The sequence below is a fragment of the Roseococcus pinisoli genome (genome assembly GCF_018413645.1).
Classification (GTDB): domain Bacteria; phylum Pseudomonadota; class Alphaproteobacteria; order Acetobacterales; family Acetobacteraceae; genus Roseococcus; species Roseococcus pinisoli.
The window spans coordinates 561,482-576,784 of the sequence record NZ_JAHCDA010000003.1; the positions used below are offsets into that span (position 1 = coordinate 561,482).

Genomic DNA, 15,303 nt, shown 5'->3' on the forward strand with positions numbered 1-15,303 from the left:
CATGAACGCCGCGGGTTTCCCGATCCTCTCGCTGGTCACCTTCCTGCCGCTCGTCGGCGTGCTCATCATCATGATGGTGCGCGGCGACGAGGCGGTGGTCGCCAGCAACGCGCGCTGGACCGCGCTCTGGACCAGCCTCGTCACCTTCCTGCTGTCGCTCATCCTCTGGGCGCAGTTCGACAAGACCACGGCCGACTACCAGTTCGTCGAGCAGGTCAGCTGGCTGCCGGATTTCGGCATCGGCTACATCATGGGCGTGGACGGCATCTCCGTCCTCTTCGTCCTGCTCTCGACGCTGCTGACGCCGCTCTGCATCCTGGCCTCCTGGACTTCGGTGCAGAACCGGGTCCGCGAGTACATGATCGCCTTCCTCATCCTCGAGACGATGATGGTCGGCATGTTCTGCGCGCTCGACTTCATGCTCTTCTACATCTTCTTCGAAGCCGTGCTGATCCCGATGTTCCTGATCATCGGCATCTGGGGCGGCCCCCGGCGCGTCTACGCCTCCTATAAGTTCTTCCTCTACACGCTGCTCGGCTCGGTGCTGATGCTGCTCGCGATCATCGCGCTGTGGTTCCAGGCCGGCACGACCAGCATCCCCGAGCTCTCCGAGTTCGACATCCCCTTCAACATGCAGGTGTGGATGTTCCTCGCCTTCTTCGCGAGCTTCGCGGTGAAGGTGCCGATGTGGCCGGTGCACACCTGGCTGCCCGACGCGCACGTCGAGGCGCCGACCGCGGGCTCGGTGATCCTGGCGGGCGTGCTGCTGAAGATGGGCGCCTACGGCTTCCTGCGCTTCTCGATCCCGCTGCTGCCGGAGGCGAGCGCCTATTTCGCGCCCTTCATCTACGTGCTCAGCATCGTGGCTGTGGTCTACACCAGCCTCGTGGCGCTGGCGCAGCAGGACATGAAGAAGCTGATCGCCTATTCGTCGGTCGCCCATATGGGCATCGTCACGCTCGGCATCTTCACCTTCAACCAGCAGGGCATCGAGGGTGCGCTCTTCACCATGCTCTCGCACGGCGTGGTCTCCGGCGCGCTCTTTCTCTGCGTCGGCGTGGTCTATGACCGCCTGCACACGCGTGAGATCGCGCGCTACGGCGGCGTCGCCAAGGTCATGCCGGGCTACGCCATGGTCTTCATGCTCTTCACCATGGCGAGCATCGCGTTGCCGGGCACGGCAGGCTTCCCGGGCGAGTTCCTGGTGATCCTGGGCGCCTGGGCGGTGAACCCCTGGATCGCCCTCGGCGCCGCGACGGGCATGGTGCTGGGCGCTTGCTACATGCTGACGCTCTATCGCGGTGTCGCCTTCGGCAAGATCACGAAGGACGACGTCCGTGCGCTTCTCGACATGGAGGCGCGGGAATACGCGATCTTCGCGCCGCTGATCGTCCTGGCCCTGTGGATGGGCATCTATCCGCAGTCCTTCCTCTCCTTCTTCTCGGTGACGGTCGCGCAGATGGTGCAGCAGCACCAGGCGGCGATCGGTGCCGCGTCTCGACTGGCAGGCCTCTGATGAACTGGACCCTCGCCCTTCCGGAACTGGTGCTGTCCGTCTGCGGGCTCGCCATCCTCGTCTTCGGGGTGATCCCGAAGAAGGACACCTCGCTCGCCTGCACCATGGCCGTCATCGCGGCCTTCGTGGGCACGGGGGTGCTGATCCTTTCCCAGCAGAAGGGGACGGCCTTCGGCGGCCAGTACGTCGCTGATGACTTCTCGGCCTTCATGAAGCTGCTGGCGCTCGCCGCCGCGGCCTTCAGCCTGCTGCTGGCGCTGGACTGGAACGAGAAGGAGAAGCTGAACCGCTTCGAATTCCCGATCCTGGTCCTGTTCTCCACCGTCGGCATGATGGTGATGATCTCGGCCAACGACCTCATGAGCCTCTATCTCGGGCTCGAGCTGCTCTCGCTGCCGCTCTACGTTCTGGCCGCCTTCGACCGCGACAATCCCCGCTCGGCCGAGGCGGGCCTGAAGTACTTCATCCTGGGCTCGCTCGCCTCGGGCATGATGCTCTACGGCTCGTCGCTGGTGTATGGCTTCGCGGGCACGACGAACTTCGACCGTCTGGCCGATGCGCTGTCGGCCGAGGCCGGCGTGACCGCCGGCGTCATCGTCGGCATCGTCTTCGTGATCGCGGCCCTGGCCTTCAAGCTGGCGGCGGTTCCGTTCCACATGTGGACGCCCGATGTCTATGAGGGTGCGCCGACGACGGTGACGGCCTTCTTCGCCTCGGCCCCCAAGGTCGCGACGGTGGCGCTGCTGGTCCGCGTGCTCACGGATCCCTTCGGCGAGGTCGTCAGCCAGTGGCAGCAGATCGTGGTGCTGACCGCGATCCTCTCCATGCTGCTCGGCGCCTTCGCGGCGATTGGCCAGAAGAACGTGAAGCGGCTGATGGCCTATTCCTCCATCGGCCATGTCGGCTTCATCCTGATGGGCCTGGCCGTGGGCGGCGAGGCCGGCCTGCGCGGCGTCGTCGTCTATCTGGCGATCTACATCGCGATGAACATCGGCGCCTTCGCGGTGCTCGTCGCCATGCGCCGCAACGGCCGTGCGGTGGAGGCGGTGGACGATCTGGCCGGCCTCGGCCGGACGGATCCCGCGATGGCCCTGGCGATGGCGATCTTCATGTTCTCGATGGCGGGCATCCCGCCGCTCGCGGGCTTCTTCGCCAAGATCTACGTGCTGCTGCCGGCGATCGAGCAGGGCTTCTGGACGATGGCCGTGATCGGCGTGCTCTCGTCGGTGGTCTCGGCCTACTACTACCTGCGCATCGTGAAGGTGATGTACTTCGACGCGCCGGTGGCCGGCTTCGACGTCCGCCCGGCTGGCGTCTCGGTGGTGCTGGCGGGGACGGGGCTCTTCACCCTGTTCTTCTTCCTCTTCCCGGCGATGCTGCTCGACGCGGCACGGCACGCGGTCGCGGCGATCATCGGGTGAGCCTGCCCGCCGGCTGGCGGCTCCGCATTCACGACAGCCTTCCCAGCACCCAGACCCTGGCTGTCGAGCTGGCGGAGCAGGGGGAGGCGTCAGGCCTCGCCGTGCTCGCCCGCCAGCAGACGCAGGGGCGGGGCAGGGCAGGGCGGGTGTGGCAGTCGACACCCGGCAATCTTCATCTCTCCGTCCTGCTGCGCCCGCCCGGGCCAGCGCGCGAGATCGGCGGACATGCGCTGCTGGCGGCCGTCGCGCTGCATGACGCCGCCCGCCATCATGCGCCCGGTCGCTCCTTCCGTCTCAAATGGCCGAACGACCTTCTTGAAGGGGAGGCGAAGCTGGCCGGGATTCTCGCCGAGGCGGCGTTGGATTCGGCGGGAGGCATCGCGCATCTCGTCCTGGGCATCGGCGTGAACCTCTCCCACGCTCCCCCGGTCGAAGGGCGGGCGGTGACCTGGCTGGGACCCATCCCGCCCGAGGACTTCGCGGCGACCCTGCTCGGCCGGCTGGCCCATTGGGAGGCGCTCCGGGACGCGCAGGGCTTCGCGCCGGTCTTCGCCGCCTGGGAGGAGCGTGGCCCCCCGCGCGGGACAGTCCTGACCGTCCGGCAGGGCGACAATCCGTTGACAGGAAGCTACGAAGGCCTCGCCGAGGATGGTGGGCTGCGTCTCGCCACGGCCAAGGGCCCGCGGATCATCCACACGGGCGAGGTAATCGGGGACGGGCATGCTTCTCGCCATTGATGCCGGCAACACCAACGTCGTCTTCGCCGTTCATGACGGCACGGAGTGGCGTGGGCGCTGGCGCATCGCGACGCGTGCCGACCGGACCAGCGACGAATATGCCGTGTGGCTGCTTACCCTCATGCAGCATTCCGGCCTCAAGCCGTCCGACGTCACGCGCTGCGTGATCGGCACGGTGGTGCCGGCCGCGCTCTACAACCTCCGCCGGCTGTGCCGTGACTGGTTCGGCACGGAGCCGCTCGTGGCGCGCTCCATCCTGGACTGGGGCTTCGAGATCAAGGTCGACCAGCCGCAGGAGGTGGGCGCCGATCGCCTGCTGAACGCCCTGGCAGCGCATCACCACTACCGGGGGCCGCTGGTCGTCATCGACTTCGGCACCGCCACGACCTTCGACGTCGTGGATGAAGAGGGCTCCTACCTTGGCGGCGTCATCGCCCCCGGGATCAATCTCTCGATCGAGGCACTTCACCGCGCGGCCGCGCGCCTGCCGCGCATCGGCATCGGCCGGCCGCAATCGGCCATCGGCCGGAATACCGTTTCGGCCATGCAGTCGGGCATCTTCTGGGGCTATGTAGGGATGGTCGAGGGCATCGTCGCCCGCATCCGCGAGGAAGCCGAAACCCCGAAAATCAAAGTGATCGCGACCGGCGGTCTCGCCCCCCTCCTCGCCGAGGGGACGACACAGATCGAACGGATCGACCTGGACATCACGCTCGAGGGGCTGCGCCTGTTGGCATCGCGCAACCCCGCCCCCATCTCAGCAAAAGACCTTTTGTGACCCTCAGAGAAACCCCCAAAGAAAATATGGACGATTTGGCCTTCATCCCGCTCGGTGGCACGGGCGAGATCGGCATGAACCTCAATGTCTATCGTTGTGACGGCAAGCTGCTGGCCATCGACTGCGGCATCGGCTTCGGAGGCCCGGAGAATCCGGCCGTCGAGGTCATGGTGCCCGATCCGGCGTGGCTGGCGGAGCGGAGCGGCGATCTGCTCGCGCTCGTCATCACCCATGCGCATGAGGACCACATCGGCGCCGTCGCCCATCTCTGGCCGCAGCTCCGCTGCCCGGTGATCGGCGGGGCCTTCGTGACCTCGGTGCTCCGGCGGAAGCTGGGGGAGGCCGGCCTCGGCCATGATGTCGAGATCGACACCGTGCCGCTGCCGGGCCGCCGCAAGGTCGGGCCCTTCGACCTCGAATTCCTCCGCGTCACCCATTCGGTGCCCGAGGCCAGCGCCGTGGTGCTGCGCACCCGGCACGGCACGGTGCTGCACACGGGCGACTGGAAGCTCGACCCGCACCCGCTGATCGGCCCGCCGACCGACGAGGCCGCCTTTGCCCGCCTGGGCGAGGAGGGCGTGCTGGCCATGGTCTGCGACAGCACCAATGCGATGGTCGAGGGGCATTCCGGCTCCGAGGCGGAGGTGCGACGCAACCTGAATGCCCTGATCAAGGGCATGAAGGGCCGCGTGGCGGTGACCTGCTTCTCCACCAACCTCGCTCGCGTCGAATCCATCGCGCTGGCGGGTCAGGCGGCGGGCCGCCGGGTGGCGTTGTTCGGACGTTCGCTGCGCAATGCCGTCGCCTCGGCGCGGGAGTGCGGCTACCTCGACGCCGTCGATGACTTCGTTACCGAGGAGGAGGCCGGCCGCTACCCGGATGACGAGATCCTCGTCATCTGCACCGGCAGCCAGGGCGAGGAACGTTCGGCGCTGGCCAAGATTGCGGCCGATACCCATCCGAACATCTCCTTCGGCGAGGGCGACACGGTCATCTTCTCGAGCCGGATGATCCCGGGCAACGAGCGCGGCATCCTGCTTGTGCAGGATGAACTGACCCGCGCCGGCTGCCGTGTCATGACGGCGGACGACCATGCGGTCCATGTGTCCGGACACCCGGCCCGCGACGAGCTGAAGCGCCTCTACGCCCTGGTGAAGCCGAAATTCTCGGTGCCGGTGCATGGCGAGTGGCGGCACCTGTCGCAGCATGCCGACCTCGCGCAGGAATGCGGGGCCGAGCCGTTCCTGGTGGAGGATGGCGACATCCTTCGCCTCTCCGGCAGCAAGCCCAAGATCGTCGACAGCGTGCCCGTTGGACGGCTTGCGGTCGACGGAAACCGGCTGCTGCCCGTGGATGGCGGCGTCCTCGGCGCGCGCAAGCGCATGCTGTTCAACGGCGTCGTCGTGGCGAGCCTCGCGGTCGATGAGGCCGGGCGGCTCGTGGGTCGCCCCAGGGTCTCGGCGCCGGGCCTGTTCGAAGCAGATGGGCCCGAGCCGATCCAGCTCGCGGATGAGCTGGCGCGCGGCGTCGGCGAATTGCCAAAGGGCCTCCGCAAGGAGGACGACGCCCTGACCGAAGCGGCGCGGGCCGTTCTCCGTAAGGCGGTGGGGCGGCGGCTGAAGAAGCGCCCCAATGTCGAGGTGCATCTCCTCCGGGTCTGACCCGGCGGGATTTCGGAAAGCGACCGCCGGCGGGCTGACCCGCCGGCCGGGTCGATTCCAGGGCAAGGTGGGAACCGGATTTCCTGCCGGGAGTTGGAGGGGCAGCCTCCAGGAGTACGAGCATGGGTTGGTTTCTGGGCCTGGTCGTCTACGCCCTTATCTGGTGGACAACGCTTTTCGCCGTCCTGCCTCTGGGGGTTCGTCCGGACGCAAAGGGCGATCCCGCGGTGGGGGGCTGGCGCGGTACGCCGGCGCAGCCGCGGATCCTGCAGAAGGCGATCATCACCACGCTCGTCTCGGCGGTCATCTGGCTGGGCGTCTATCTGCTCATTGAGAGCAACTGGATCAGCTTCCGCGATCCCTGGCTGTCCATTCCGGACTGACGATCTGCACAAAGAAAAGGCGACAACCTGAGTTTCCTCGGGGTGTCGCCTGCATTTTGGGCATCCATTGACTGAACGCCCTTTTTTTCGCCGTCTGTAGCTTCCTTTGGCATTGAGCCTTGAAGGGGCTTTGCGGCAATCTTTGTTTTAGAAAGAGGATGTTCCTCTTTCTGCCGTGTGACTGGCGTTTCCTCCCTAAACTTGGGCCGCTCCCTACCGGGGGTGGCCCTTCTTTTTTTCTAGGGTATTCGCCCGGACAACTCAAGACATATTTGTAGGTCTCGTTATTGTGCGGCGCAGCATTATTGCGTCTCGCCGCCGCCGGTATCGGCGGGTCAGTTTCTCCGCTAGGGTCCGCGCCCGATTGAATCGACGAGGATCATCGTGCGTCTGACCCGTGCCTTCCTGCCCACCCTGAAGGAAACGCCCGCTGAGGCGCAGATCGTTTCCCATCGGCTGATGCTCCGGGCCGGGCTGATCCGCCAGACTTCGGCCGGCATCTATGCCTGGCTGCCGGCAGGCCTCCGCGTCCTGCGCAAGGTCGAGCAGATCATCCGCGAGGAGCAGAATCGTGCCGGCGCGCAGGAGATCCTGATGCCGACGATCCAGCCCGCGGATCTGTGGCAGCGGTCCGGTCGTTATGATGACTACGGCAAGGAAATGCTGCGCATCAAGGACCGGCACGACCGCGAGATGCTGTTCGGCCCGACCAATGAGGAGATGATCACTGACATCTTCCGGGGCTACGCGACGAGCTATCGCGACCTGCCGCGCAACATCTACCACATCCAGTGGAAGTTCCGGGACGAGGTGCGCCCGCGCTTCGGCGTGATGCGCGGGCGCGAGTTCCTGATGAAGGACGCCTACTCCTTCGACCTGACGAAGGAGAGCTCGGAGCACGCCTATCGCCAGATGTTCCTGGCCTATCTCCGCACCTTCCAGCGGATGGGGCTGAAGGCCGTGCCGATGCGCGCCGACACCGGCCCCATCGGCGGCAAGCTCAGCCACGAATTCATCATCCTGGCCGAGACGGGCGAGAGCGCCGTCTTCTACGACGCGAAGTTCGACGGGCAGGACTGGGCCGGCAGCGACCTCGGCTATGACGACGTCCCCGCCCTCGAGGGTTTCTTCGAGCAGGTGACCTCGATGTACGCCGCCACCGAGGAGATGCACGACGAGGTCGCCTGGGCCGCCGTCGATCCCGCGAGCCGCCGCGAGGGCAAGGGCATCGAGGTGGGGCACATCTTCCACTTCGGCACGAAGTATTCCGAGCCGATGGGCCTTTCCGTCGCCGGGCCGGACGGCCAGCCGGTGGTGCCGCAGATGGGCAGCTACGGCATCGGCGTCTCGCGCCTCGTGGCCGCGCTGATCGAGGCTAATCACGACGAGAACGGCATCAAGTGGCCCGACGCCGTCGCGCCCTGGAAGGTCTCGATCCTGAACCTCAAGACCGGCGATGCCGCCTGCGACGCGATCTGCGAGAAGCTGCACGCCGCGCTGCCGGACGACGCGATCTACGACGACCGTTCCGAGCGGGCGGGCGTGAAGTTCGCCGATGCCGACCTCATGGGCTTCCCCTGGCAGGTCATTGTCGGCCCGCGCGGCGCGGCGGCCGGCAAGGTGGAGCTCAAGCGGCGCATGACCGGCGAGCGCGAGGAGCTTCCGATCGAGGAAGCGCTGGCGAAGCTGCTTCGCCCCGGCGCCGAAGCGTGAAGCAGACGGGCCGGATCGCCTGATGTTCGGAACGTTCGAGCGCACCGTCGCGATGCGCTACCTCATGTCGCGCAAGAGCGACCGCTTCACCTCCATCATCGGAACTTTCTCGCTGGTGGGCATCATGCTGGGCGTGGCCACGCTCATCATTGTGCTGTCGGTGATGGGCGGGTTCCGGCAGGAGCTGCTCGGACGCATCCTCGGCCTCAACGGCCATATGGGCATCTACGCGGCCGACCGCGGCAATCTGCGTGACTTCGACGCGATCACGAACACCATTCGCGGCGTGCCCGGCGTGGTCGCGGCCACGCCGATCGTGGAGGGGCAGGTGCTGCTCTCTGGCGAGGGCAATTCGGCGACGGGCGGCCTCGCCCGCGGCATCCGGCCCGAGGACCTGCGGGCCAAGGCGATCATCGCGAACAACATCCGCGCTGGCTCGCTGGACCAGTTCCAGGGGGAGGACGCCGTCGCCATCGGCACGCGGCTGGCCTACCGGCTCGGCCTGAACGTCGGCGACAAGATCACGCTCATCAGCCCCCAGGGCCGCGCGACGGTGATCGGCACCATCCCGCGGCTGCGCGCCTATACGGTGGTGGCGCTCTTCGAAGTGGGCATGAACGAATACGACAGCACCTACGTCTTCATGCCGCTGCCCGCCGCGCAGATCTATTTCCAGACGGGCAATGCCGCGACGCAGGTCGAGGTCTTCGTGCAGGATCCGACGCGGGTGCGCGCGGTGAACCGCGAGATCCGCGCGGCGCTGACGCAGCCGGTCCGCATCATCGACTGGCAGGATTCCAACAGCAGCTTCTTTGCCGCGGTGCAGGTGGAGCGGAACGTGATGTTCCTGATCCTGACGCTGATCATCATCGTGGCCGCCTTCAACATCATCTCCACGCTGATCATGCTGGTGAAGGACAAGGGCAAGGACATCGCGGTGCTGCGCACGATGGGCGCGACCAGCGGCTCCATCATGCGCATCTTCCTGATGTGCGGCGCCTGGATCGGCGTGCTGGGGACCTTCGCCGGCTTCGTGCTGGGCGTGCTGTTCTGCGAGAACATTGAGAGCATCCGCCAGTTCGTCCAATGGATCATCGGGCAGGAACTGTTCAGCGCCGAGATCTACTTCCTCACCCAGCTGCCGGCCGTGCTGAACTGGAACGAGGTGGGCCAGGTCGTGGGGCTGGCGCTCTCGCTGGCGCTGCTCGCGACGATCTATCCCAGCTGGCGCGCGGCCAAGACCGACCCCGTGGAGATGCTGCGCAATGAGTAGCGTGCCTTTGGAGCTTCGGGCCGTCGAGCGGCGCTACAAGACCGAGGCGGGGACGCTGGCCGTGCTGAAGGGCGCCGAGCTGGCCCTGCAGGCCGGCGAGATCGTCGCGCTGGTCGCGCCCTCGGGCACGGGCAAGTCGACGCTGCTGCATCTGGCGGGCCTTCTGGAGCGGCCGGATGGCGGCGAGGTCTTCGTCGAGGGCAAGGCCGCCGGCACGCTGTCGGACGACGCGCGGACGGCCATCCGCCGGAACACGATCGGCTTCGTGTACCAGTTCCATCACCTGCTGCCCGAATTCTCCGCGCTGGAGAATGTGGTTCTGCCGCAACTGGCGGCCGGGGTGGGCCGGCCGGAAGCCAAGGCGCGCGGCGAGGAGCTGTTGAAGCAGTTCGGGCTCGGCGAGCGGCTGGATCACCGGCCGGGCAAGCTCTCCGGCGGCGAGCAGCAGCGGGTGGCGATCGCGCGCGCTCTGGCCAATGCGCCGAAGGTGCTGCTGGCCGACGAGCCGACGGGCAACCTCGACGTCGCGACGGCGGAGCTGGTGTTTTCCGAATTGCTGCGCGAGGCGCGGGACCGTGGGTTGGCGGCGCTGATCGCGACGCATAACCCGGCGCTGGCGGCGCGGATGGACCGGGTGGTCACGCTGAAGGATGGGAAGATCGCCGCCGGCTGAGGCCGGCGTCACGCCTTCCGCAACGCCAGCGTCACCCCGCCCAGGACCAGCACCATCGCCACTCCCTCCCGCCACCCCAGCGGTTCTCCCAGCACCAGACTGGCGGAGATCACCCCGATCAGCGGCACCAGCAGCGTCCCCATCGACGCCACCGCCGGCGGCAGGCGCCTGAGCGTCTCGAACCACGTGACGTAGCAGAGCCCCATCGGCACCAGCGTCATATAGGCCAGTACCGCCCATCCGTTCGCGGACAGCGCCCCCCATCGCGGCGCCTCGAACAGAAACCCCAAGACCAGCATCGGCAGGCACCCCAGCCCGACCTGCCACGCCGCCGAGGCCAGCGGCGAGATCGGCAGCGGCTTGCGGTTCAGCACCGTCCCCAGCGCGAAGAGCACCGCCGCCGCCAGCGCGAAGGCCACGCCCGGCAGCCGCTCCGGCCCCAGTGCGAAACCCTGACCGCCCAGCAGCACCGCGATCCCGGAGAAGCCCAGCACCAGCGCCCAGATCTGTCGCGCCGCCGGGCGTATGCCCAGGATCGGCCAGGCGAGGAGCGTCGCCCAGAGCGTCATACTGTAGATGAGCAGCGCGCCCTCGGAGACGCGCAGCCACACCATGCAGAGCGTGCCGAATCCCATCCAGGCCACGACATTGGTGAAGCTCGCGAAGAGCAGCCGCGGCCAGGCCTCGCGCGGCACCAGCAGCGTCTCGCCGGCGCGCCAGGCCAGCGCGGCCAGGATCAGCGCGGCCGCCACCCCCGCCACGCCGCGCGAGGCCAGCGGCGGCCATTCCCGCAGCAGGATCTTCATGCCGGGCCAGTTCAGCGCCCAGCCCGTCGTGGTCACGACGAGGAGAAGGAGGCCGAGCCTTCGGGCCTGGGGCGAGGGATCGGGCATGCCGGTTAGAAGGACAGGCCGGCCCTACTGAAAGACGATCCTGGCTTCGCGCACGATCCCCTTCACCACCTCGCGCTCGGTGACGAGCCGCGCGGCGAAGGCCTCGGGCTGCGCCTCCGTCGCCTCGCTGCCGATGGCGATAAGGCGCTCGCGTACCGTGGCGTCGGCGGTGGCGTGGTTACAGGCCGCAGCCAGCTTGTGCAGGATCGCCGGCGGCGTGCCGGCGCGGGCGAAGACGCCGGTCCAGCTCGTGACCTCGAAGCCCGGAAAGCCGTTCTCCGCGATGGTGGGGATACGGCGGTCGCCACGCCGGATGCCGCTGGTCACGCCCAGCGCCCGCGCACGGCCGTCCTGCACCAGGGGCCCGATCGAGTTGTAGCTGAGAATACCCATGCGCAGCGTGCCCGCCGCCATGTCACGCGAGACGTCTGCGCCGCCGCGATAGGCCACATGCTCGAGCTGGATTCCCGCCCGCGTCGCGAGCAGCGCGCCGGCGAGATGACCAATGCTGCCGATGCCCGGCGTGCCATAGGCGATGGGCTCGCTGCCCGCCCGTGCCGCGGCGAGAAAACCCGCCAGGTCCGACACGCCCATCGAGGGCGACACCGCCAGCACATAGGGCTGCTCGGCGACAAGGCCGACCGGCGCGAAGGCCGTCTCGTAGTCGAAGGGCAGGCCGCGCACGGCCAGCGGCACGATGAGGAAGGAGGCAGCGTCGAAGAGCAGCGTGTAGCCATCCGGCGGCGAGGCGGCGACGATCCCGCCGCCGATCGAACCGCCCGCGCCGGTCCGGTTTTCGATCACCACCGGCTGGCCGAGCGCCTCGCTCATCCGCGGCTGCATGACGCGGGCGATCGTGTCCGCCTGACCGCCGGCGGCATAGGGCAGGATCACCCGGACGGGGCGGCTCGGGAAATCTCCCGCATCGCCGGGTGCGGCGGCGGCACGATGCAGCGCCGGCATCGCGAAGGGGACGGACAGCGCCGATCGCCGTGTAAGCACCGTATTCTCCCGGACGTTTCGTTTTCGGAAAACTAAGCTCTCCCGCGGCGGCAGGCCAGGGGATCCGGAAAGCCATGCGCTTTGTGCCAAAGTCGTGCCGAGGCTTGATGGGGGCGCATTGCAACTCATCTCAGGCTGAGCCACCCTCCCGCGAGAATAGGAGAATCCCCCACATGGCCGAATACCCCAACGTTCAGCTGCATATCGCCGGCGAATGGCGCGATGCCGATGGCGGCCGGCGCATCGACGTCCTGAACCCCGCCAACGAGGAAGTGGTCGGCACCGTCGCCCATGCCTCGATCAAGGATCTCGACGCGGCGCTGGACGCGGCGGAGCGCGGCTTCGCCAAGTGGCGCAAGGTTGCGCCCTATGACCGTTCGAAGGTCATGCGCAAGGCCGGCGACCTGCTGCGCAGCCGCGCCGACGCCATCGCCCGCCTGATGACGCTGGAGCAGGGCAAGCCGCTCGACCAGGCCAAGATGGAAGTGCTCGCGGGCGCCGACATCATCGACTGGTTCGCCGAGGAAGCCCGCCGCACCTACGGCCAGGTGATCCCGGCCCGCGGCGAGGGCATCTACCAGCTCGCCATCAAGGAGCCGATCGGCCCCGTGGCGGCGTTCACGCCCTGGAACTTCCCGATCAACCAGGTGGTGCGCAAGCTTTCCGCCGCGCTGGCGGCGGGCTGCTCCATCATCGTGAAGGCGCCGGAAGAGACGCCGGCCTCCCCGGCCGAGCTCATCAAGTGCTTCCTCGACGCCGGGATTCCCGGCGACGTGATCGGCCTCGTCTACGGCGTGCCGAGCGAGATCAGCTCCTACCTCATCGCCCATCCGACCATCCGCAAGGTGACCTTCACGGGCTCCACGCCGATCGGGAAGATGCTGGCGGGGATGGCGGGCCAGCACATGAAGCGCGTCACCATGGAGCTCGGCGGCCATGCGCCGGCGATGATCTTCGACGACGCCGACGTGGAGCTCGCGGCCAAGACGCTTGCCATGGCGAAGTTCCGCAACGCCGGCCAGGTCTGCGTGAGCCCCACGCGCTTCCTGGTGCAGGAGAAGGTGTACGACCAGTTCGTCACCAGCTTCACCGCGCATGCCAAGACGATCAAGGTCGGTGACGGCCTGGCCGAGGGCACGACCATGGGCCCGATGGCCAATGAGCGCCGCGTGCCGGTCATGGAGACGCTGATCGCCGACGCCCGCAGCAAGGGCGCCGAGATCACGACGGGTGGCAACCGCATCGGCAACAAGGGCTACTTCTTCGAGCCGACGGTCATCACGGGCGCCACCACCGACATGCGCGCGATGAACGAGGAGCCCTTCGGCCCCGTGGCGCTGATGCGCTCGTTCAAGACGCTGGACGAGGTGGTGACCGAGGCGAACCGGCTGCCCTTCGGCCTGGCCAGCTACGCCTTCACGACCAGCGGCAAGACGGCGCAGCAGCTCGCGGCGGGCGTGGAGGTCGGCATGATGACGATCAACCACCTCGGTCTGGCGCTGCCCGAGGTTCCCTTCGGCGGCGTGCGCGACAGCGGCTACGGCACCGAGGGTGGCTCGGAGGCCATCGACGCCTACCTGAACGTGAAGTTCGTGAGCCAGTTCGGGCTCTGAGCGTGACTTGAGAGGGGCTCAGCCCCTCTCAAACTCTCCCGGCCAGGGCTTTTGGCCCTGGCCCCCCTCAATAGAGGATGCGGGTGCGGAAGCCGACGACGAGGGCATTGCGCCCGCCCGGCGTCTCGCTCGGGTTCCAGATATGGGTGACGACCGGCTGCAGGTCGAAGCCGGGGTGGATCTCCGCCAGATAGGTCAGTTCCAGATTCGCCTCGAAATTGCGACGCGGCGACGGGCCGTCCGACAGCCGTGCGACGTCGCGGTCGAAGTCGCGCGCGGCCTGCGCGTATTGGGCGAAGACGAAGCCCACCCCGAAGCGGTCGTGGGGCCTCCCCGGCACGAGATTGGCGAAGACGATGCCGCCATCGGCGTAGAAGCCGATGGTGCTCCGGTCCTGCGGCGCGATCGTGACGCGGCCGAAGACCGAGATGCCCGACAGCGCATCGCCGCCCTCGGGCCTCCACAGCTGCTGGTCGAGAATGCCGTAGAGCCCCCAGGTGCCGCGCCGGCGCAGCGGCACGCCGCTGCTCGCGGGGTTGGCGAGCAGCGAGCCGTCCACAGAGAAGCGCAGATCCTCGAACCGCCCGAGATGACCCCAGCCGCCGAGCTTCAGTGTGCGGGCGAGGCCGGGCGCGTTCGGCTCCTGGTTCCGGCGCCATCGCGCTTCGGCGAAAAGGAGAGCGGGGTCGAGCACACGGAAGTTGGTGTTGTACCGGCTTCGCACCTGGTCATCGACGCCGCGTTGCGGCGGGCCCGTATTGCCGTCGAAGATCGCGGCGCTCAGGTCGAAGCCGGCGCTCGGCCGGACCGCCACCATCGCGCCGGGCGTTGCGAGCGGGAAGGCCGGCCCGCCGCCCGGCAGGTTGAGGGCCGATATCGTCGGGAAGTCGCTCTGGAGGAACATCGTCGACAGGTCGGAGAAGAGGAACTCCACATCGGCCGCGAGCTGGCCCGCGCGCAGTCGAATCGCACCATCGAGAAGGCTCTGCTCCAGCCACACCTCCGAGAGGCGGATGCGCGGCATCGCCTCGATGGCGCCGATGGTGTTCACGCCGCCCACGTAGTCGCGCCGGATGCGGCCGGTATTGTGGATGAAGAAGCCGTTCAGGTAGCCCTTCAGCCCGGTGATGCCCGCCAGTCGCTCGAAATCCACCTGGAGGGAGGGCTCGAGAAGGCCCTGGTTCACCCAGCCGCGCCGCTGTCCGCCCTGCACGTTGCCGAGCACATCGGTCATGTAGGAGAGGCGGAGCTCGATGCCCCGGTTGGAAAGGCTCTGGACGATGCCGAAGGGGTCGCCACCGCCTGGCAGGGTGTAGCGCAGGTTGGAGGTGGTGGGACCGTCCGAGCGTGGGCCACGCTCTTCGATCTGCCCCTGCGCGCCTTCCCCGAGGGGCAGGAGGAGCGGTAGCAGCACGCACAGAAGGGCACGAAGCAAGGCGGGCATGGCGCCGCGAGGGGAAATTTTGTCGACGGCCACGGCGCGCTTACCCAAGAGCATTCCCCACCTGATGCGCCGTGCCCTTTAGTATCTGGAAATGACAGTTTCGCTCAAAAATTGCGGCCGTCCCGTGAGCATGGGTTAGACACCCGCACAGCAGGCATTCCGTGGGAGAATGCCTGCCGGCCGCGTCGGGCGGCAG

General features: G+C 67.7%; 13 protein-coding genes. 10 read left to right on the forward strand and 3 right to left on the reverse strand.

Translation table 11 applies throughout. The features are described 5' to 3' along the window. The first annotated feature begins 1 nt into the window (after position 1). The 9 genes from KHU32_RS17695 to KHU32_RS17735 all read left to right on the forward strand — a co-directional run bounded on the left by KHU32_RS17695 (position 2) and on the right by KHU32_RS17735 (position 10,155). Positions 2-1,516 (forward strand): NADH-quinone oxidoreductase subunit M, encoded by a 1,515-nt coding sequence (locus KHU32_RS17695; protein WP_213671473.1) that lies wholly within the window; start codon positions 2-4, stop codon positions 1,514-1,516. Continuing rightward, entirely contained in the window at positions 1,516-2,937 is a 1,422-nt protein-coding gene (gene nuoN / locus KHU32_RS17700; protein WP_213671474.1) for an NADH-quinone oxidoreductase subunit NuoN, read from the forward strand. The genes KHU32_RS17695 and nuoN overlap by 1 nt, the downstream gene beginning before the upstream one ends. Further along, entirely contained in the window at positions 2,934-3,674 is a 741-nt protein-coding gene (locus KHU32_RS17705; RefSeq protein ID WP_213671475.1) for a biotin--[acetyl-CoA-carboxylase] ligase, read from the forward strand. Before nuoN ends, KHU32_RS17705 begins: the two co-directional genes overlap by 4 nt. Then, positions 3,658-4,452: a type III pantothenate kinase gene (locus KHU32_RS17710; RefSeq protein WP_213671476.1), complete on the forward strand. Its 795-nt coding sequence runs from the start codon at positions 3,658-3,660 to the stop codon at positions 4,450-4,452. The genes KHU32_RS17705 and KHU32_RS17710 overlap by 17 nt, the downstream gene beginning before the upstream one ends. 26 nt (positions 4,453-4,478) lie before the next feature. Continuing rightward, the gene (locus KHU32_RS17715) at positions 4,479-6,113 is read left to right on the forward strand and encodes a ribonuclease J (RefSeq protein ID WP_213671477.1); all 1,635 of its coding nucleotides are present in this window, start codon (positions 4,479-4,481) and stop codon (positions 6,111-6,113) included. Positions 6,114-6,235: 122 nt separating this feature from the next. Continuing rightward, positions 6,236-6,496, forward strand: coding sequence for a DUF1467 family protein (locus tag KHU32_RS17720; RefSeq protein ID WP_213671478.1), 261 nt, complete (start codon positions 6,236-6,238; stop codon positions 6,494-6,496). Between the two features lie 384 nt (positions 6,497-6,880). Continuing rightward, the gene (gene proS, locus KHU32_RS17725) at positions 6,881-8,209 is read left to right on the forward strand and encodes a proline--tRNA ligase (RefSeq protein ID WP_213671479.1); all 1,329 of its coding nucleotides are present in this window, start codon (positions 6,881-6,883) and stop codon (positions 8,207-8,209) included. 22 nt (positions 8,210-8,231) lie between these two features. Beyond that, the gene (locus tag KHU32_RS17730) at positions 8,232-9,482 is read left to right on the forward strand and encodes a lipoprotein-releasing ABC transporter permease subunit (RefSeq protein ID WP_213671480.1); all 1,251 of its coding nucleotides are present in this window, start codon (positions 8,232-8,234) and stop codon (positions 9,480-9,482) included. After that, positions 9,475-10,155, forward strand: a complete 681-nt coding sequence (locus KHU32_RS17735) for an ABC transporter ATP-binding protein (protein WP_213671481.1) — start codon at positions 9,475-9,477, stop codon at positions 10,153-10,155. The genes KHU32_RS17730 and KHU32_RS17735 overlap by 8 nt, the downstream gene beginning before the upstream one ends. 8 nt (positions 10,156-10,163) lie before the next feature. On the opposite strand, the gene KHU32_RS17740 is transcribed toward KHU32_RS17735, so the two are convergent. Both KHU32_RS17740 and KHU32_RS17745 read right to left on the reverse strand, forming a co-directional pair. After that, complete coding sequence (locus KHU32_RS17740) at positions 10,164-11,048, reverse strand: DMT family transporter (protein WP_213671482.1); 885 nt, start codon at positions 11,046-11,048, stop codon at positions 10,164-10,166. 24 nt (positions 11,049-11,072) lie between these two features. After that, entirely contained in the window at positions 11,073-12,050 is a 978-nt protein-coding gene (locus KHU32_RS17745; protein WP_213671483.1) for a Bug family tripartite tricarboxylate transporter substrate binding protein, read from the reverse strand. Positions 12,051-12,223: 173 nt separating this feature from the next. Between KHU32_RS17745 and KHU32_RS17750 the strand changes: the two genes are divergently transcribed. Continuing rightward, a complete protein-coding gene (locus KHU32_RS17750; protein ID WP_213671484.1) occupies positions 12,224-13,663 on the forward strand; it encodes an NAD-dependent succinate-semialdehyde dehydrogenase in 1,440 nt (479 codons plus the stop codon). Positions 13,664-13,730: 67 nt separating this feature from the next. Here the strand turns inward: KHU32_RS17750 and KHU32_RS17755 are convergent, their stop codons facing one another. Further along, complete coding sequence (locus KHU32_RS17755) at positions 13,731-15,140, reverse strand: carbohydrate porin (RefSeq protein WP_213671485.1); 1,410 nt, start codon at positions 15,138-15,140, stop codon at positions 13,731-13,733. Between the last annotated feature and the right edge of the window lie 163 nt (positions 15,141-15,303).